Source organism: Nostoc linckia z4 (assembly GCF_002608075.1).
GTDB lineage: Bacteria > Cyanobacteriota > Cyanobacteriia > Cyanobacteriales > Nostocaceae > Nostoc > Nostoc linckia.
The window spans coordinates 16,970-33,838 of record NZ_LAHA01000024.1 but is presented as its reverse complement, the minus strand read 5'-3'; the positions used below and the strand labels follow the sequence as shown (position 1 = coordinate 33,838).

The window sequence follows — 16,869 nt, the reverse complement described above, 5'->3', positions numbered from 1 at the left end:
GGAGTTAGGAGTTAGGAGTTAGGAGTTAGGAGTTAGGAGTTAGGAGTTGGGAGTTAGGAGTTAAGAATTAAGAGTTTTGAGTTTTATTTTGAACTCTTCCCTCCTAACGAATTCCTAACTCCTAACTAATTCCTAACTCCTAACTAATTCCTAACTCCTAACTCCTAACTAATTCCTAACTAATTCCTAACTTAATTAACAGTACTGCGATACATCTTCGCCACATTCGTCGGCTAGATAACACAACGCTCGGAAACGTAAACTAACCACTTCTTCATATAAGGGGTTGAGCTTACACATAGGCGGAATGTGAAATAGGGTTTTGCCGAATAATTTGACATCTCGCTCAAAGGGACACTGAGATGGAATCAGTTTACACAATCGGTGAGCTAATTGGCGATCGCGGATTTGAATGCTGTCTAATAGCCGCTTTAAGGGTTGAAGAATGTTCCAGTGGGGCTTGGAAACAGTACGGCCTAGCTGGGTTCCTCGATCTTCACTAGTCTCTGATTGATTGATTGAGACCCAGCTTGCCAGAAAAATATTTTTTGTGGTATTATCAAATACCTTCATGGTTAATCCTCTATGTTATTGAGGCTGTTCACCTTTCTGGTGAATGTATACAACGTGGCAACGAAATTTCCGGAATATTCGTGTCCTGACTGCGATATAATGTAATACCCAAATTAGCCACTTAAGTCAGAATCTAATTTATTACTACGTCAAGTTAACCGCAATTTTCGCGGGATCGGTAGTGTAGTAATGTAATCTTGTTCGTACCTTGACACAGTTTAAATTTTAATGAAGACATCCTTCATTGGGTAGGTTTTAGTTTAACATTTACAAAACTTAAAATGAAATGTTTTTGAAACTATTTTTTGTAAGTGTAAATAACAGTAATATTCTGGTAGGCGGGCTTTGAACTGTGTATTTTCCCGTTGTTTGATATTTGTGTCGTGTTAATAACTAGCTAAATACAGTAGAACTAGAGAAAAAAATTTAGCTCAGGCTTCAGTAGGAGGCTAATTCGCACAAAGTCTGCCCAACTAGAATAATCAGGCTAATATTTAGTGATTTTTCTGCAATTTGCTACTTATGGCGTCTTAGGGTTAACTTACCTGGGGTTAGCATTGGGCTACATTCCAGGCTTACGCATGAACCGTGCCACCATTGCCTTAGTCGGTTCTGCTTTTTTAATTGCTTTAGGTGTTCTAAATTTACAACAAGCGTGGCAGGCTATTGATGCTAATACCATCGTGTTTCTGTTGAGCATGATGGTAGTAAACGCCAACTTATCCTATGCGGGGTTTTTTCGGCGATCGCTATCTGTAATACTGAGTGTGACTCGCAGTCCTTTAGGTTTGTTGATTGCCTTAACTTTTGGTAGTGGTATCCTTTCGGCGTTTTTTCTCAATGACACTCTAGCGCTGATTTTTACACCCTTAACTTTGAGCTTGACTCAAACCTTGGGTTTAAATCCGATACCTTATTTACTAGCGATCGCTGGTGCAACTAACATAGGCTCAGTAGCTACCCTGAGCGGTAATCCGCAAAACATCCTCATAGGCTCCTTTTCAGGCATTCCCTACCTAGATTTTCTGCGTGTATTAGCTCCAGTTGCCCTTTTAGGCTTGGTAGTTCAACTAGGATTACTGTGGCTACTTTACCCAGATGTACGCTCAATCAAAGCTTGCCAAGTATTACCCACCACCAACCAACGTATTTTTAAACCTTTATTTAATAAAACATTAGTCATTACAGCTGGGTTGCTGATTGCATTTACTATCGGCTTACCCCTAGCTGAGTCTGCTTTAGTTGCTGCTAGCTTGTTGCTAATTACTCGCCGGGTTAAACCCCAGCGGATTTTACAAAAAGTGGATTGGAATCTGCTGGTAATGTTTTCTGGATTATTTATCTTGACGCGAGTCACCCAGAAATTGAATTTACTCCAACCATTTACCCACGCTGTTAACTCTGCTGCGAGTTTTTTAGGTATAACTGTGGTTTTATCTAACTTAATTTCTAATGTACCTGCCGTACTCCTACTCCATCCCCTGATTCCTCAAGGCGATACCAAGTATTGGCTATTACTGGCAGCCGGTTCGACCTTGGCAGGTAATTTGACTTTATTTGGTTCGGTAGCCAATTTGATAGTTGTAGAAGCTGCTGCTGATTTAGGTTACAAATTAACCTTCTGGGAACACCTCAGATTTGGAGTACCAGTCACACTCTCTACTTTACTTTTAACGTACCTCTGGGTTCATTGACCGCGATCGCTTTGGTTGCTATTGTTTGCGTCTGTTAAATATCTGAGATAACTTTGTATAAACTGAGTTACGGTAATATAATTGTCATATTCTATACTATTAACTTTTGTTTAGCATTTTTTACTTTTTTATACTAAGTCTAGCCGAAGTTAAATAAATCTTCTTTGGTTTGTACTTAAGCATAATAGAGACGCTTATTACTTAACTGTAGAGGCTATAGAGTATGAATATTTGGAATAAGAGTTTGTGGGATGAGGAAATTGACGCGGAACTAGAACAGTTAAAAAAAGACCTAAAAAAGCGTCCTATTAATAATGATTGCAGTTCTCAAGGATTAGATAGCGTTCTTGAACAACTAAATAATCTGGTGGGAATGCAGAATGTGAAAGATGAGATTAACACTCAGATCAACTTTCTTAAAATCCAGAAACTTCGGCAAGAAAAAAAACTTGCTACTATTTCTGTCACACTACATTCTGTATTTTGTGGGCCTCCTGGAACTGGAAAAACTACTGTCGCTCGTCTAATGGGTAAAATATATAAAGAGCTAGGAATACTTTCCAAAGGCCATCTTGTTGAAACTGATAGATCGGGACTAGTAGCAGGTTATGTTGGGCAAACCGCTATTAAAGTAGATGAACTTATTGAATCAGCATTAGATGGTGTGCTGTTTATTGATGAAGCCTACGCACTAAAACCAGAAAATTCGCGTAATGATTTTGGACAAGAAGCTATTGATACTCTCCTAAAAAGAATGGAGGACTACAGAGACAGGCTAGTAGTAATAGTTGCTGGCTACAGTGAAGAAATGTCTAGATTCATTGATGCTAATCCGGGATTACAGTCAAGATTTAATAAATATTTCTACTTTGAAGACTATAAGCCTAATGAGTTACTCAATATGTTTGAAAAAACTTGTGAGCAAAACCATTTCAAGCTCACTGATAAATCAAAGCAGGCATTACTTTATAAGTTAACTAATTTACATACAAGTCGAGATAAGAAATTTGGCAATGGAAGACTAGTGAGAAATATTTTTGATAAAACAATCGAGAAGCAAGCAAACAGACTTGTCAAACTTCCAAATGTTACCAAAGAAATGATGATAAAAATTATGCCTGAAGATATTCCCTAACCCAATGATAAAAAACTGCATCTCAGCCTAAAGCGCAAAGACCCTCCAAAAAATTTTGCGTCTTTGCGCCTTTGCGTGAGATTCTTATTAAGATGCCACCTGAGCAGCTGTCCGAGTCCGCCGTCTTCTCCCATCGGCAACTTTTACAGGTGGCTCCTCTGGAATTTGCATCAACAAAGTCACAGATGGTTGACATTGCAATTCTCTGCGAATAGAACGTTGCAATTCTCGCTCTAAAGTTCCTTGCAACCCACCCCAATCTATATCGGCTGGTTCGGCTTCTGTAGCTGCAAATTCTGACCAGCGGACACTGAGAATTTCTTCAATGCGCTGTTGTACCCATTTTTGTAGGAGCGATCGCTCTAAACTTGTAACTACACCCCGGAGGTGAATTTCCGGTTTTGCCAAAAGTTTACCATTCCAATCAATGGCGGCGGCAATGGTAACAATACCTTCTTCTGCCATACGTTGCCGTTCTTGCAGCACTGTGGCACTTACCATACCAGAACTTGTGGTATCTACCAGTTCAATACCAGATGGCACCTTACCGGCAACCCGAATGGAATTTTCAGTCAGTTCTATGACATCACCATTTTGAATAACTATCATGTTCTCTGCTGGTATGCCCATACTCTGAGCCGTTTGGGCGTGCTTCACCAGCATTCGATGTTCGCCGTGGAATGGGACAAAGAACTTCGGTTGAGTTAAGGCAATCATTAACTTTTGGTCTTCCTGACAGCCGTGACCGGAGACGTGAATTCCTTTATCCCGACCATAAACCACATTTGCCCCTTGAATCATCAATTTATCTATGGTGTTGACCACGGCGATGGTATTTCCGGGAATCGGGTTAGCGGAGAATACCACTGTATCGCCTTGACGAATTTTGATGTGGGGGTGTTCTTTATTGGCAATGCGGGTCATTGCTGACATTGGTTCGCCTTGGGAACCTGTAGTTAAAATCAACACACTTTCATCTGGCAGGTTGCGGACTGCGTTTAACGGTTGCAGCAGATTATCTTCACACTTGATGTAACCTAAATTACGGGCATGAGCAATCAAGTTCAGCATGGAACGCCCGACCACGGTCACTACACGGTTATGCTTCTTCGCTAAATCCAAAATCATATTGATGCGATGGACGCTAGAAGCAAAGGTAGTGACGAACAATCGCCCAGTGGCCTGACTAAATACTCTATCCAGATTTGGATAAACAGAGCGTTCTGAAGGTGTAAATCCTGGCACTTCAGAATTAGTAGAATCACTTAGCAGACAAAGAACGCCTTTTTCACCATGTTCTGCTAGTCGTTGGAGGTCAAACTTTTCTCCATCCACTGGCGTATGGTCAATTTTAAAATCACCAGTGTGAATAATTACCCCAAGTGGCGTATGAATGGCAACAGTGAAACTATCAGCTATTGAGTGAGTATTGCGGATATATTCCACTAAAAAGTTTTTACCAATCCGCACGACATCGCGGGGTAAAACTTTTTTTAATTCTGTGCGATCGCGTACTCCAGCTTCTTCTAATTTACCCTCTAGCATTGCCATTGCTAGTCTTGGGCCATAGATCACAGGTATGTCAAATTGCTTGAGATGAAAAGCAATCCCACCAATATGATCTTCATGACCGTGGGTAACGATCATCCCTTTAATTTTGTGGCGATTTTCCCGCAAATAGGTCGTATCTGGAAGAACAATATTCACTCCATGCATCGCCTCTGTGGGAAAAGCTAATCCTGCATCCAAGAGAACAATTTCATCTTCGTACTCGAAAACACAAGTATTTTTTCCAATTTCATGCAAACCGCCTAAAGGAATAATTTTCAAGGCGGAATTATTAGCTTCGTTTTTAGCCATTTTCTCCTTAGTTTGTTACGTTTTGTTAATTAAGTTGATAGTTAACGATCTTGTATTTCAAACAACCCCAGTTGTCTTTTAGTTCAGTCCCAAAGCAATCTTGTTTTAATTGAGATTTTTTATTGTTTATTCAATAAAAATGACAATACACCAAAGGATTCATAGTATATCTATTAGTCCTAACACAAGTTTTTAAATAGTAATACCAATTTTAAATTTGAAAACTTAGTGGTATGAATGGATGCACATAACTCTTTAAAAGCAAGAAACTCTCAATTTAAAATTCACAATGGTATAACTTGTTAACAATTACAGTCATTAGTTTGTATCTATAGTTTAGTAAGTAAGCCTATTAGGACTAAATTAAACTAAGTTCTTTGAGAACTATTTCTAATTTTTGAGTCACTTCCAAGTCAGCTTCGCATAGCGGCGGACGAGTTGAACCAACCTCCCAACCTTGAAGTTTTAATGCCTTTTTAATTGGAATGGGATTTGAAGTCAGAAATAAAGCTTTAAACAACGGGAAGAGTCGGAGATGAATCTCGCTGGCTACCTCAATTTTACCCGCACTAAAAGCTTGAATCATCTGCTGTAGTTGGTTACCTACCAGATGAGAAGCCACACTTACTACACCCTTTGCCCCGATCGCTAACATCGGCAAAGTCATGTAATCATCACCAGAGTAGATCTGGAATTCTTTTGGTGTCAAGCGACGAATTTCACTTGCTCGATCTATGCTACCTGTAGATTCCTTTATCCCGATAATGTTGCTCACCTTAGCTAACTGGGCAACTGTTTCTGGCTCAAGGTTTTGCCCGGTACGACCGGGGACGTTATACAACAACAGTGGTAAGTCGGGACAGGCTTGTGCTATGGCCTGAAAGTGTGCTTTTAATCCCGCTTGCGGTGGTTTGTTGTAATAAGGAACAACCTGTAAGGAACCGTGTACTCCTATTTTAGCGGCTTTTTGAGTAGCAGCGATCGCTTCTTTGGTGGAATTTGACCCACAACCTGCTATTACCTTGGCTTTTCCTGCCACAGCCTGTAACACTTCCACAAACAACTGGTATTCCTCGTCCCAAGTCAGGGTAGGGGATTCCCCTGTTGTGCCACATACCACCAATGTATCTGTACCATTGTTGGCGAGATGCGCTGCTAGTTCTGCGGCTAGATCGTAGTTCACACTACCATCTGCCTTAAACGGCGTAATCATAGCGGTTAAAACATTGCCAAAATCTCCCACCCTGTTTATCACTCCTAATTACCCATATTTTTATATCTTGGTGGTTTTCTATTGTAATAATCTATTAGCAAATTGATTTAAAATGTCATTTTTTATTTGTCATTTGTTATTTGTCCTTTACTGATGACCAATGACCAATGACTAATGACTACTAACTAATGGTTTGAGTAGATTTTTCTCTACTAATAATTCGGCGATTTGTATTGCATTTAAGGCTGCTCCTTTGCGAATTTGGTCGCCACATAACCATAATTCCAAGCCACAAGGATGAGAAATATCTTGACGAATTCTTCCCACCAGTACTTCGTCCTTACCTGTAGCTTCAATTGGCATCGGGAAATAATTATTTTCCCAATCTTCTACCAATTTTACTCCAGGAGCAGAATTGAGAATTTCTTTAGCTGCCTCTACACTAAAGGGAGTTGCAAATTCTAAATTAATTGCTTCCGAGTGTGCCCGGAGTACGGGAACCCGTACACAAGTAGCAGTAATTCTGATTTGCTGGTTGCCAAAAATCTTTCGGGTTTCGTTGACCATTTTCATTTCTTCCTCACAATAACCCAAATCGTTTAATGGCGAGTTATGTGGGAATAAATTAAATGCCAATGGGTAGGGCAATACTTCAGCAACTGGCGACTGTCCTTGTAGTATAGCGCTGGTTTGGGTTTTTACTTCTGCCATTGCTCTTGCCCCAGCACCGCTAGCAGATTGGTAAGTTGAGGCTACAATTCGTTGGACTGGTTTAATTTGATGCAATGGCCATACTGCCACCGTCATCAAAATTGTTGTGCAGTTGGGGTTAGCAATAATGCCTTGGTGATTAGCTGCGGCTTGGGGATTGACTTCTGGTACTACTAGGGGAACTTCTGGATTCATCCGAAAGGCACTGGAATTATCAATTACCACTGCGCCCTTTTCCACAGCGATGGGTGCCCAAGCTTTAGATGTGGAACCGCCAGCACTAGCCAGTACTATATCAACGTTTTCAAAAGCATCATCACTCACTGGTTCTACTGGTATATTTTCACCATTAAACGAGAGCGATCGCCCTGCACTCCGCTCTGATGCCAATAACTTTAACTCAGCAATGGGAAAAGCACGACTTTCTAATAATTCCAGTAACTCTGTACCCACGGCACCAGTGGCACCCAAAATAGCTATACGATAAGATTTAGACAAACTCGCTTCCTCCTTTAAGAGGTTTGTGTGTAATTTTTGATAACAATTGTCGATTTACTTATATTTAAATGGAATTCGTACTCTAAAAATACATTTTGAATAAATTTAGATTTTTTCTATTTTTTTCTAATTTAATCTATCTTTATCAATCCAATACATTTATTTTTTTAGATATTTTGTCAATTCATTTAAGTTTGTTGTACCTTACAAGCATTTTTGATGGATTTTTACATTATTTTAAACTATACATAATATACAACAAACTGGCATTTAACGTAATTATATTGGTATATCTGCACTTTAGCTTTTGAAAGGTCTTGTACCTATAAATTGATTCAAGGTCTTAGTTGCAAAATGCATTATCAAAATTAAAAATACACCGTAGATTCCCAAAGGGACAAGGTAGGACAACACTAGATTCAGCTATTGAGCGAGATTACAAGCCAATAGCTAGACTAACTACCACAACTATAACTTTAGAGTACTAACCACTCATTGAGAACAAGGATATCACGGTGTCAGCCCAGTGGATGATTAATTCGTGAGTTCTCAATTGATTTGTGGGAATGGGGAGGTGGGGGAGGTGGGGGAGATGGGGAGATGGGGAGATGGGGAGAATATTATTCCCCAGTCACCAGTCAACAGTCACCAATGCCCAATGACTAATTGTTATGAAGTTAAAGTATCAAGTCTTTGGACATTGGCAGTACACTAGATCTTTGCCCCAGGACAACCATCCATTTTTGGATATCATGAAGCCTTGTGGCATCCTCTCATTGCCCCTAAGAGACATCAAGCCATAAACGCGATTACTTGCGTCTTGTGTGTACTCGGAGTTTAAAATACCAGAAAACTAGAGACGAAGCATGAAAGTCACCCAGGAAAAACTTCCCGCCAGCCAAATTGGCTTGGAAATAGAAATTACGCCGGAAATTACCAAGCAAACTTACGAACAAGTCATTAAAAACTTAGCGAGTACTGCCAATATTCCTGGGTTTCGTAAAGGCAAGGTGCCTCGGCCAATATTACTACAAAGGCTGGGTACGACTCGAATTAAGGCAGCAGCCCTGGAAGAACTAATTCAAGATGGTATTGAGCAAGCAGTTAAACAAGAATCCATTCAAGCCATAGGTCAGCCGCAACTGCGTTCCTCTTTTGAGGATTTGATTAATAATTATGAACCTGGAAAACCCTTGACGTTTTCAGCGGCTGTTGATGTTGAGCCAGAAGTAAATTTGGTGCAGTACACTGATTTGCAAGCTAAAGCTGAGGAAATCAAGTACGATCCAGAGCAAGTAGACAACACTCTGGACAAGCAACGTCAAGAATTGGCAACATTGATTCCTGTAGAAGGACGTGCAGCCCAAATCGGTGATGTTGCTGTAGTGGATTTTAAAGGCGTGTTCGCCAAAGCTGAGGGTGAAGAGGAAACAGGCGAACCAGAAGCTATTCCCGGAGCCGAAGCAACTGATTTTCAACTAGAGTTGCAAGAAGATAAATTTATTCCAGGTTTTGTCTCTGGTATCGTAGGCATGAATCCAGGTGAAACCAAGGAAATTTCAGCGCAGTTCCCAGATCCTTATGCTAATGAAGATTTGGCAGGAAAAGCAGCAACCTTTACAGTAACGGTTAAAGAACTCAAAGAAAAAGAACTACCAGAATTAAATGACGACTTTGCCCAAGAAGTCAGTGATTTTGAAACTTTGGAGGAATTACGCACCTCTCTAGTAGAGCGATACCAAAAAGAAGCCGACGAAAAAACCAAGAGCAATAAGCAAGAAGCTTTGTTAACGGAACTGCTCAAGCACGTAGAAATTGAGTTACCAGCAACGTTAATAGAGAAAGAAGTGGATGCAATGCTGACTCAAACAGCAATTCGCTTGTCTCAGCAAGGACTAGATGTGAGGAAGTTATTTACTCAAGATATTATTCCTCAATTGCGGGAGCGATCGCGCCAGGAAGCAATTGACCGCCTCAAGCGCTCTTTATCCTTACGAGAAGTGGGTAAACGCGAATCTATAGAGCTGACACCAGAGGAAATCACAGCCAGAGTCACAGAACTTTTACAACAGTATCCAGATGAGAAAGATATTGATGAAGAAAGACTACGGTCAATGGTGGAAAATGAACTGCTAACCGAAAAAATCATTGACTGGCTCTTAGAACACTCCTCAGTTGAACTTGTACCCGAAGGTTCCTTAGCGTCAGCAGAGGAAACGGAAGCAACACAATCAGATGCAGACACCAACGCACCTGAAACAGAAGAAAGCAGCGAACCTTCCACAGAAACCGCACCAGAGTCCTGAAAATTTCACATCGATAATTCATCAGTTCTGAGTTAAAGTGCTGGTGAATGGGTAAGCTAAAGGATATCAAGGGTATGGGGCATTGGTGAGTGTTGACTGTTGACTGGGGAGTTATTATTCTCCCCTGCTCCCTTGTCTACCTCATCTCCCCAATCCCCACAATCAAAAGAAAAATTAAAGAATTCTGAGGAAATAGTGACACTATTTGGGTCTGGGCTTGATACTGTGTTACACGAGAGGAATTTATATGAGGCATAATGGTTAACACGTAGCTTAAATAAAAATCCCAACTCGTCAACAAGGCAGCCTGAGCTGCCGAGACCTCTGTCCCAACTATCGTTAAATCTTCTATGCTTGTATCGCAGTCGGGAAATTATCCCATCAGCAACTTAAGTCGAATAAACATTAACTCCCAGTTGAGCAGCCCTAACAACATCGTGCCGATGGTGGTAGAACAATCCGGTATGGGAGAAAGGGCTTTCGACATCTACTCCCGCCTGCTGCGAGAGCGGATTATCTTTTTGGGAACGCCAATAGACGATGCTGTTGCAAACTCAATTGTCGCTCAGTTGTTATTCCTAGACGCTGAAGACTCAGAAAAAGACATCCAATTATACATTAATTCCCCTGGCGGCTCTGTCTACGCAGGGATGGCTATCTATGATACAATACAACAAATACGCCCCGATGTTGTTACCATTTGTTTTGGATTAGCTGCGAGCATGGGAGCGTTTTTGTTAACAGCGGGAACTGCGGGTAAGCGTATGTCTCTTCCCGATTCTCGGATAATGATTCACCAACCACTTGGTGGCGCTCAAGGGCAAGCCATTGACATTGAAATTCAAGCTAGAGAAATTCTTTACGTTAAGGCGAAGCTAAATCAGTTACTATCTCAGCATACTGGTCAACCTTTAGAAAGAATCGAAGCAGATACCGAGCGCGACTTTTTCATGTCGGCAGAAGAGGCGAAAAACTACGGTTTGATCGATCAGGTCATTTCCAGGCAAAATCTTCCCACAGCAGGGGAAAACGTCACCATTCTGAAATAAGAGGCTGGTATGTCTAAGTACGACTCCCATTTAAAATGTTCATTTTGTGGCAAGTCTCAAGAGCAGGTGCGTAAATTAATCGCGGGGCCGGGAGTCTACATCTGCGATGAATGCGTTGACTTGTGTAACGAAATACTAGACGAAGAGTTACTCGATACAAATGGTGCAGCAGCCCAACCCGCACCAAAATCGGAACCACCTCAAAAACGTCGTACCCGCTCTTCGAGTATTTCGTTTAATCAAATACCCAAGCCAAGAGAGATTAAAAAGTATCTAGACGAACACGTTATTGGTCAAGATGAAGCCAAGAAAGTCTTATCTGTAGCCGTTTACAATCATTACAAGCGGCTGGCCATCGTTCAGTCTAAAGCCAATGGCAAAGCTGCTACTGATGATGTAGTGGAGTTACAAAAGTCTAATATTTTGTTAATTGGCCCTACTGGTTGCGGTAAAACTCTCTTAGCCCAAACCCTAGCGAAAATCCTTGATGTTCCCTTTGCCGTCGCTGATGCCACGACGCTGACGGAAGCAGGGTATGTGGGAGAAGATGTAGAAAATATCTTGTTGCGACTGTTGCAGGTGGCAGATTTAGACGTGGAGGAAGCCCAACGGGGAATCATCTACATCGACGAAATTGACAAAATTGCCCGCAAGAGCGAAAATCCCTCAATTACTCGCGATGTTTCCGGCGAAGGCGTGCAACAAGCCTTGCTGAAAATGTTAGAGGGAACCATCGCCAACGTCCCACCCCAAGGAGGACGCAAGCACCCTTACCAAGACTGCATTCAAATTGATACCAGCAATATTTTATTTGTCTGTGGCGGGGCTTTCGTAGGTTTAGAAAAAGTTGTAGACCAGAGAGTCGGCAAAAAGTCAATCGGTTTTGTGCAGCCGGGAGAAGGTCAATCCAAGGAAAAACGGGCAGCAGACACTCTCCGCCATCTAGAACCGGACGATCTAGTGAAATTTGGCATGATTCCAGAATTTATCGGACGCGTGCCAATGGTAGCAGTGGTAGATCCCCTAGATGAAGAAGCGCTAATGGCGATTCTTACCCAACCACGCAGCGCCTTAGTGAAGCAGTACCAAAAACTGCTGAAGATGGATAATGTCCAGTTAGACTTTAAACCAGATGCTTTAAGAGCCATTGCTCAAGAAGCCTACCGTCGGAAAACTGGTGCTAGAGCGTTGCGGGGGATTGTAGAAGAATTGATGCTGGATGTGATGTATGAATTACCATCTCGCAAAGACGTGACACGTTGTACAGTAACACGGGAGATGGTAGAGAAGCGATCGACCGCCGAACTGATCGTACATCCTTCTTCACTACCAAAGCCAGAATCAGCCTAAGAGTCATTGGTCATTAGTCATTAGTCATTAGTCATTAGTCATTAGTTATTAGTCAAAAACTAAAGAGTAATAACAATGTAGCCAGGATATAGTGACTAATGATGAAGTGCAAAATCCGATTTAGCCGTACTTGCGACGGTGAAGGGGAATTTGTAAGAAAAGACGAATGACATTAGACAGAGGACAAAGCACAAATGCCTTACATTAATGTTCGTGGCGTTGAGCATTATTATGAGTGGGTAAAAAAACCATCTAATTCTTTAGTTAAACCAGTGATGGTTTTTATCCACGGTTGGGCTGGTTCGGCTAGATATTGGCAAAGTATTGCTAATGCTTTATCTGAGCAATTTGATTGTTTACTCTACGATTTACGAGGATTTGGACGTTCTCGCGGTCAGCCAACCATAGTCCAAGCAAGCGAATCTGTTGCTGAGTCTGAGTCACCCCAGGAACAATCAGAGGCAATCAAACAGTTAACGTATGAATTAGAAGAATACGCTGATGATTTGGCAGCTTTGTTAGATGCGTTGCATATCCAGCGTGTTTATATCCATGCCCATTCAATGGGTGCTTCTGTTGCTACTTTATTTTTTAACCGTTATCCTCAACGAGTAGAACGGGGAATTTTAACTTGTAGTGGTGTTTTTGAATACGACGAAAAAGCATTTACAGCCTTTCATAAATTTGGTGGTTATGTAGTTAAATTCCGCCCCAAATGGTTAGCTAAAATACCATTTGTTGACCGATTCTTTATGGCTAGATTTCTGCATAGTCCCATACCAAATGCTGAACGGCAGGCTTTTTTAGAAGATTTTCTCCAAGCAGATTATGATGCAGCATTAGGTACAATTTTTACTTCAGTTTCTAAGGCACAAGCTGAGTTGATGCCACAGGAATTTGCTAAGTTGACAGTGCCAACTCTAATGATATCGGGTGAGTATGACAAGATCATTCCAGCCCAGATGGGGCGTCAAGCAGCAGCATTGAGTGACAAAGTGGAGTTTGTAGTGATTCCGAATACAGCCCATTTTCCGATGTTAGAAGATGCATCAACTTATTTGCAGCGAGTCCAGGAATTTTTACAAATTAAGATACCAGTTGATTGTTGACTGTTGACTGTTGACAGTTAACAGTTTTTTTTAGTGTAGGCGCGCAGTGGTAAGATAGAGGCTATTGCAAAGAAAAGAGCAAACGCTTAACTTAGCGTATTGGGTTTTAGCCAAGACTTTTAAATTGTTTTACCGAGTAAAAGAGCAAGTTTAATCAACAGCGATCGCAGTAGGAAATTTCTTCGCAGTATAACTCAATGCTGAGAAATTAATTGTTGACAATTAATAACACAGTCATTTGACCAGAAAATAATTAAAAATTAAAACATATTTAAAGTAATTTAATTTACCAGTAGCCAAAACTAAAGTAGCAAAAATTGGTGTTTTTTAACTAAAATCCTCAATCCGATGTCTCAGCTGCAAAGAATTGCCATCGCACCTTCCCAACTCCAACAACAGCAAATTTTGCTTACCAAAGAACAGCAACATTATCTGGGGCGGGTGTTGCGTTTGCGTGAGGGCGATCGCTTTATTGCAATGGACGGTAAAGGAAAATGGTGGTTGGCGCAATTAGCAGCAGAACAAGCACAAGTTTTAGAAATACTGACAGTAGAAACTGAATTACCTGTATTAATTACACTATTAATTGCTTTACCCAAAGGTAATGGATTCGATGAAGTAGTGCGCTGCTGTACGGAATTAGGGGTAACTTGTATTGCACCAGTGTTGAGCGATCGCACTTTGCTTCATCCCAGCCCGCAAAAACTCGAACGCTGGCGGCGTATCGCAGGGGAAGCCGCCGAACAATCAGAACGTTCATTCGTGCCAACTATTTTAGAACCTGTTACTTTTAACACGGGTTTGTCATCAGTCAACACTCAACAATCAATAGTCAACACTCAGCAATATATCTGTGTGGCTCGTGGTGATTTTCCGCACTTAAAAGATTGCTTACAACACAAAGAACAAGTGACAAATGACAAAGCGCAAAGTCGAGCCACTGCGTTCCTGTCGCCTTGCGTCGGAAAGCAAGTGGCGTTGAGCCAAGGGTTCCTTGGATCGGAGCTTGGTAAGACAGAACAACAGACAATTGTGATTGCTACCGGGCCAGAAGGCGGATGGACAAAACAAGAAGTTGAAAATGCCATCGCAGTGGGATTTCAACCTGTTTCCCTTGGTCGTCGTATCCTCAGAGCAGTGACAGCGCCAGTAGTGGCATTATCCTTGATTACCGCAGCTTGTGAAGTATAAATGAGTTATAGATCGCGCAGAGACACCCAGGCTCACAGAAAATTTTTGCGCCTTTGCGCCTTTGCGTGAGATATTTCTCTCGCGTGGATTGAAACATGATTGAGCAAGTTGCGATCGCCTTTGACAATAAAGACTATGAAACAGCTGCTACATTACTCAAACAGCTGCAACAAGAATCACCAGAACATCCTTGGGTACAATTTTACCTCGGTAGGCTGCATGAAGTATCTGGAAACTACCAAGATGCAGAAAAAATTTTTCGACAACTACTACGAGATACAAGAAATACTAGAATAGTGACGCTAGCGCGTCAAGGTTTGCGGCGGCTGCAAGAAATTGAGCAAGAAGAAAGACAACGTGCTATTGCTCAAGCCAAATCCGAACCCAATAACACCGAACTTGGCGTACTAATCTTAGAACCTGTTAATAACGAACTGAAGCCAGAAGCATCTCGAAAATTTGCTCAAATAATGCAAATAGATCCTTACAGTGCAAGGTTAACGCTACCAAGTCGTGGCTGGAGATTATACCGCACTGGACAAGTAGGAGAACTAAAATTTTACGGCGAACAGCTGCAACAAGCTGGTATTCCCTGTTTTTGGACAACAATAACCGCAATTCAACAAATTCAAGTATTTCAAATTAAATATTTTTCACAATCTCAATTAAAAGCTACTGTTGTTTGCCGTAATCAAGCAAATCAACTCGGTTCTTTAACCTTTGATTGGTCAGAAGTCACAGCACGAGTAGTAGGACTTTTGCCTATTTTTGAACAAGTTGTAGATATTGATGCTCGTGGTCAGCTAGAAAGAAAAACTCAAACACAAGACTATGCTCAGTTTTGTGATTTACACCTACCCGGTAGACGTTGTATTCTGCGGCTTTGCGATGGTAGCTATGAATTTCAGCAAGGTTTAGAAATTATTCCTCAAGCTAGCCAAAATACAATCAGAATTAATTGGAATAGTTTATCAAATTGGATCGGTCAGCAACTACCCCAGGTCAAAACTTGGTCAGATTTCACGCTCTTTGCAGATACAGCATTAGACCATAAAGAAATACTGGGTCAACTTGAATCTCACATTCACCTATTTCGTAGAGAGGAGACTAATTGGGACTCTGCTTTTCATTTATATAGTGGATTAGCGTTTGTGAAATAAATAGATTAGCTACAGCTGATTTCTCAGAAAGTCAAGCCAGGTAATAATATAAATAAATCTTATAAATAAAATAACTTATTTGTATAGATTTCGTATTTCCTTGGTCGGCTTCAAAGGATATTTTGGAAATTATATGTCATAAAATCATGACATTTTACAGCTACCAAATTTTTTAAATCAATGAATTTGAATTTCTGAGTGATAAAACGCTAATTTATGGCTCAAACATGGCCTTCATCAGACGAAAACCTTAGCTGATGAGTCTAATTTTAAACTCTCTCAAGAAACAGAATTTACGTATTTTATAGCTAAATTGCTGACCAAGATGAGCTAAAGCAGTAAATACAAGGAATCTTTTTGTGTTGAGGACTGTTAGTTGTAGTTGCTCTGGAAAATTATGAAAGGTTATTTACCCAAACAAGCTAAATTCAATTATCAAAATTTTCAGGAGAAATGGAGAAACTACTGCTTTAAAATACGTGGAACTAAGCGTTCATTTTGTTTAGATAGACCCCACCACACACACATATTTTGGAGTTGGTGCGGTAGTTTTATTGGCATAGCCCTAACGGCTTACCTTTCTGTAAAAACTAATTCTCCTTTGTTGATGGCTCCCTTTGGTGCTACTAGCGTATTAATCTTTGGTGTTCCTGACAGTCCTTTAGCTCAACCCCGGAATGTAATTGGTGGTAATCTTGTGGCGGCATTAGTTAGTCTGACTATTCTGCATCTTTTCGGTTCAGAACCTTGGGCAATGGGAATGGCGGTAGCTACAGCCATTGGTATGATGCAGCTGACTGCAACTTTACACCCTCCTTCGGGAGCAGTTGCATTAGTTGTGATGATGACGAAACCGTCCTGGCAATTTCTTTTAACTCCTGCCTTAGAAGGTTCGATAATTTTGGTACTCTGTGCTGTGGTATTTAATAATTTGGCGCACGAAAGAACATATCCCAAATATTGGTTCTAAATTCGTGGCAATGTCCCAACGACAGTTGCTAAAAACCATCCTTTTAATAG

At 41.0% G+C, this 16,869-nt stretch carries 14 protein-coding genes; 10 read left to right on the top strand and 4 right to left on the bottom strand.

Features of this window, described 5'->3' with window-relative positions; genetic code table 11:
- Positions 1-195: 195 nt before the first annotated feature.
- Positions 196-573, bottom strand: coding sequence for a Mo-dependent nitrogenase C-terminal domain-containing protein (locus VF06_RS19650; RefSeq protein WP_099067651.1), 378 nt, complete (start codon positions 571-573; stop codon positions 196-198).
- A 497-nt stretch (positions 574-1,070) separates the two neighbouring features.
- Here VF06_RS19650 and VF06_RS19645 point away from each other — a divergent pair, with 497 nt between their 5' ends.
- Both VF06_RS19645 and VF06_RS19640 read left to right on the top strand, forming a co-directional pair.
- A complete protein-coding gene (locus tag VF06_RS19645; protein WP_099067650.1) occupies positions 1,071-2,267 on the top strand; it encodes an anion transporter in 1,197 nt (398 codons plus the stop codon).
- 223 nt (positions 2,268-2,490) lie between these two features.
- Positions 2,491-3,402 carry an AAA family ATPase gene (locus tag VF06_RS19640; RefSeq protein WP_099067649.1) on the top strand — a complete coding sequence of 304 codons (912 nt, stop codon included), beginning with the start codon at positions 2,491-2,493 and terminating at the stop codon, positions 3,400-3,402.
- Between the two features lie 87 nt (positions 3,403-3,489).
- On the opposite strand, the gene VF06_RS19635 is transcribed toward VF06_RS19640, so the two are convergent.
- The 3 genes from VF06_RS19635 to VF06_RS19625 all read right to left on the bottom strand — a co-directional run bounded on the left by VF06_RS19635 (position 3,490) and on the right by VF06_RS19625 (position 7,684).
- Entirely contained in the window at positions 3,490-5,262 is a 1,773-nt protein-coding gene (locus VF06_RS19635; protein WP_099067648.1) for a ribonuclease J, read from the bottom strand.
- A 358-nt stretch (positions 5,263-5,620) separates the two neighbouring features.
- Positions 5,621-6,505, bottom strand: a complete 885-nt coding sequence (gene dapA, locus VF06_RS19630; protein WP_099067647.1) for a 4-hydroxy-tetrahydrodipicolinate synthase — start codon at positions 6,503-6,505, stop codon at positions 5,621-5,623.
- A gap of 141 nt (positions 6,506-6,646) precedes the next feature.
- Entirely contained in the window at positions 6,647-7,684 is a 1,038-nt protein-coding gene (locus VF06_RS19625; protein WP_099067646.1) for an aspartate-semialdehyde dehydrogenase, read from the bottom strand.
- Between the two features lie 592 nt (positions 7,685-8,276).
- Between VF06_RS19625 and VF06_RS42795 the strand changes: the two genes are divergently transcribed.
- The 8 genes from VF06_RS42795 to VF06_RS19590 all read left to right on the top strand — a co-directional run bounded on the left by VF06_RS42795 (position 8,277) and on the right by VF06_RS19590 (position 16,819).
- Positions 8,277-8,399, top strand: a complete 123-nt coding sequence (locus VF06_RS42795) for a hypothetical protein (RefSeq protein ID WP_257207567.1) — start codon at positions 8,277-8,279, stop codon at positions 8,397-8,399.
- Positions 8,400-8,550: 151 nt separating this feature from the next.
- The gene (tig, locus tag VF06_RS19620) at positions 8,551-9,990 is read left to right on the top strand and encodes a trigger factor (RefSeq protein WP_099067645.1); all 1,440 of its coding nucleotides are present in this window, start codon (positions 8,551-8,553) and stop codon (positions 9,988-9,990) included.
- A 350-nt stretch (positions 9,991-10,340) separates the two neighbouring features.
- Positions 10,341-11,039: an ATP-dependent Clp endopeptidase proteolytic subunit ClpP gene (clpP, locus tag VF06_RS19615; protein WP_099067644.1), complete on the top strand. Its 699-nt coding sequence runs from the start codon at positions 10,341-10,343 to the stop codon at positions 11,037-11,039.
- A gap of 9 nt (positions 11,040-11,048) precedes the next feature.
- Positions 11,049-12,389 carry an ATP-dependent protease ATP-binding subunit ClpX gene (gene clpX / locus VF06_RS19610; protein ID WP_099067643.1) on the top strand — a complete coding sequence of 447 codons (1,341 nt, stop codon included), beginning with the start codon at positions 11,049-11,051 and terminating at the stop codon, positions 12,387-12,389.
- A gap of 194 nt (positions 12,390-12,583) precedes the next feature.
- Positions 12,584-13,498 carry an alpha/beta fold hydrolase gene (locus tag VF06_RS19605; RefSeq protein WP_099067642.1) on the top strand — a complete coding sequence of 305 codons (915 nt, stop codon included), beginning with the start codon at positions 12,584-12,586 and terminating at the stop codon, positions 13,496-13,498.
- 348 nt (positions 13,499-13,846) lie between these two features.
- On the top strand, positions 13,847-14,689 hold the full coding sequence (locus VF06_RS19600) for an RsmE family RNA methyltransferase (protein WP_099067641.1): 843 nt from the start codon (positions 13,847-13,849) through the stop codon (positions 14,687-14,689).
- 95 nt (positions 14,690-14,784) lie between these two features.
- Complete coding sequence (locus tag VF06_RS19595; protein WP_099067640.1) at positions 14,785-15,849, top strand: tetratricopeptide repeat protein; 1,065 nt, start codon at positions 14,785-14,787, stop codon at positions 15,847-15,849.
- 397 nt (positions 15,850-16,246) lie between these two features.
- Positions 16,247-16,819: an HPP family protein gene (locus VF06_RS19590; protein ID WP_099067639.1), complete on the top strand. Its 573-nt coding sequence runs from the start codon at positions 16,247-16,249 to the stop codon at positions 16,817-16,819.
- Positions 16,820-16,869: the final 50 nt, after the last annotated feature.

What these genes read in the sequence shown, in the direction of transcription:
- VF06_RS19650 (WP_099067651.1), bottom strand. Translation starts at nt 573, where the DNA reads ATGAAGGTATTTGATAATACCACAAAAAATATTTTTCTGGCAAGCTGG.
- VF06_RS19640 (WP_099067649.1), top strand. Translation starts at nt 2,491, where the DNA reads ATGAATATTTGGAATAAGAGTTTGTGGGATGAGGAAATTGACGCGGAA.
- VF06_RS19635 (WP_099067648.1), bottom strand. Translation starts at nt 5,262, where the DNA reads ATGGCTAAAAACGAAGCTAATAATTCCGCCTTGAAAATTATTCCTTTA.
- VF06_RS42795 (WP_257207567.1), top strand. Translation starts at nt 8,277, where the DNA reads ATGGGGAGATGGGGAGATGGGGAGAATATTATTCCCCAGTCACCAGTC.
- tig (WP_099067645.1), top strand. Translation starts at nt 8,551, where the DNA reads ATGAAAGTCACCCAGGAAAAACTTCCCGCCAGCCAAATTGGCTTGGAA.
- clpP (WP_099067644.1), top strand. Translation starts at nt 10,341, where the DNA reads ATGCTTGTATCGCAGTCGGGAAATTATCCCATCAGCAACTTAAGTCGA.
- clpX (WP_099067643.1), top strand. Translation starts at nt 11,049, where the DNA reads ATGTCTAAGTACGACTCCCATTTAAAATGTTCATTTTGTGGCAAGTCT.
- VF06_RS19605 (WP_099067642.1), top strand. Translation starts at nt 12,584, where the DNA reads ATGCCTTACATTAATGTTCGTGGCGTTGAGCATTATTATGAGTGGGTA.
- VF06_RS19600 (WP_099067641.1), top strand. Translation starts at nt 13,847, where the DNA reads ATGTCTCAGCTGCAAAGAATTGCCATCGCACCTTCCCAACTCCAACAA.
- VF06_RS19595 (WP_099067640.1), top strand. Translation starts at nt 14,785, where the DNA reads ATGATTGAGCAAGTTGCGATCGCCTTTGACAATAAAGACTATGAAACA.
- VF06_RS19590 (WP_099067639.1), top strand. Translation starts at nt 16,247, where the DNA reads ATGAAAGGTTATTTACCCAAACAAGCTAAATTCAATTATCAAAATTTT.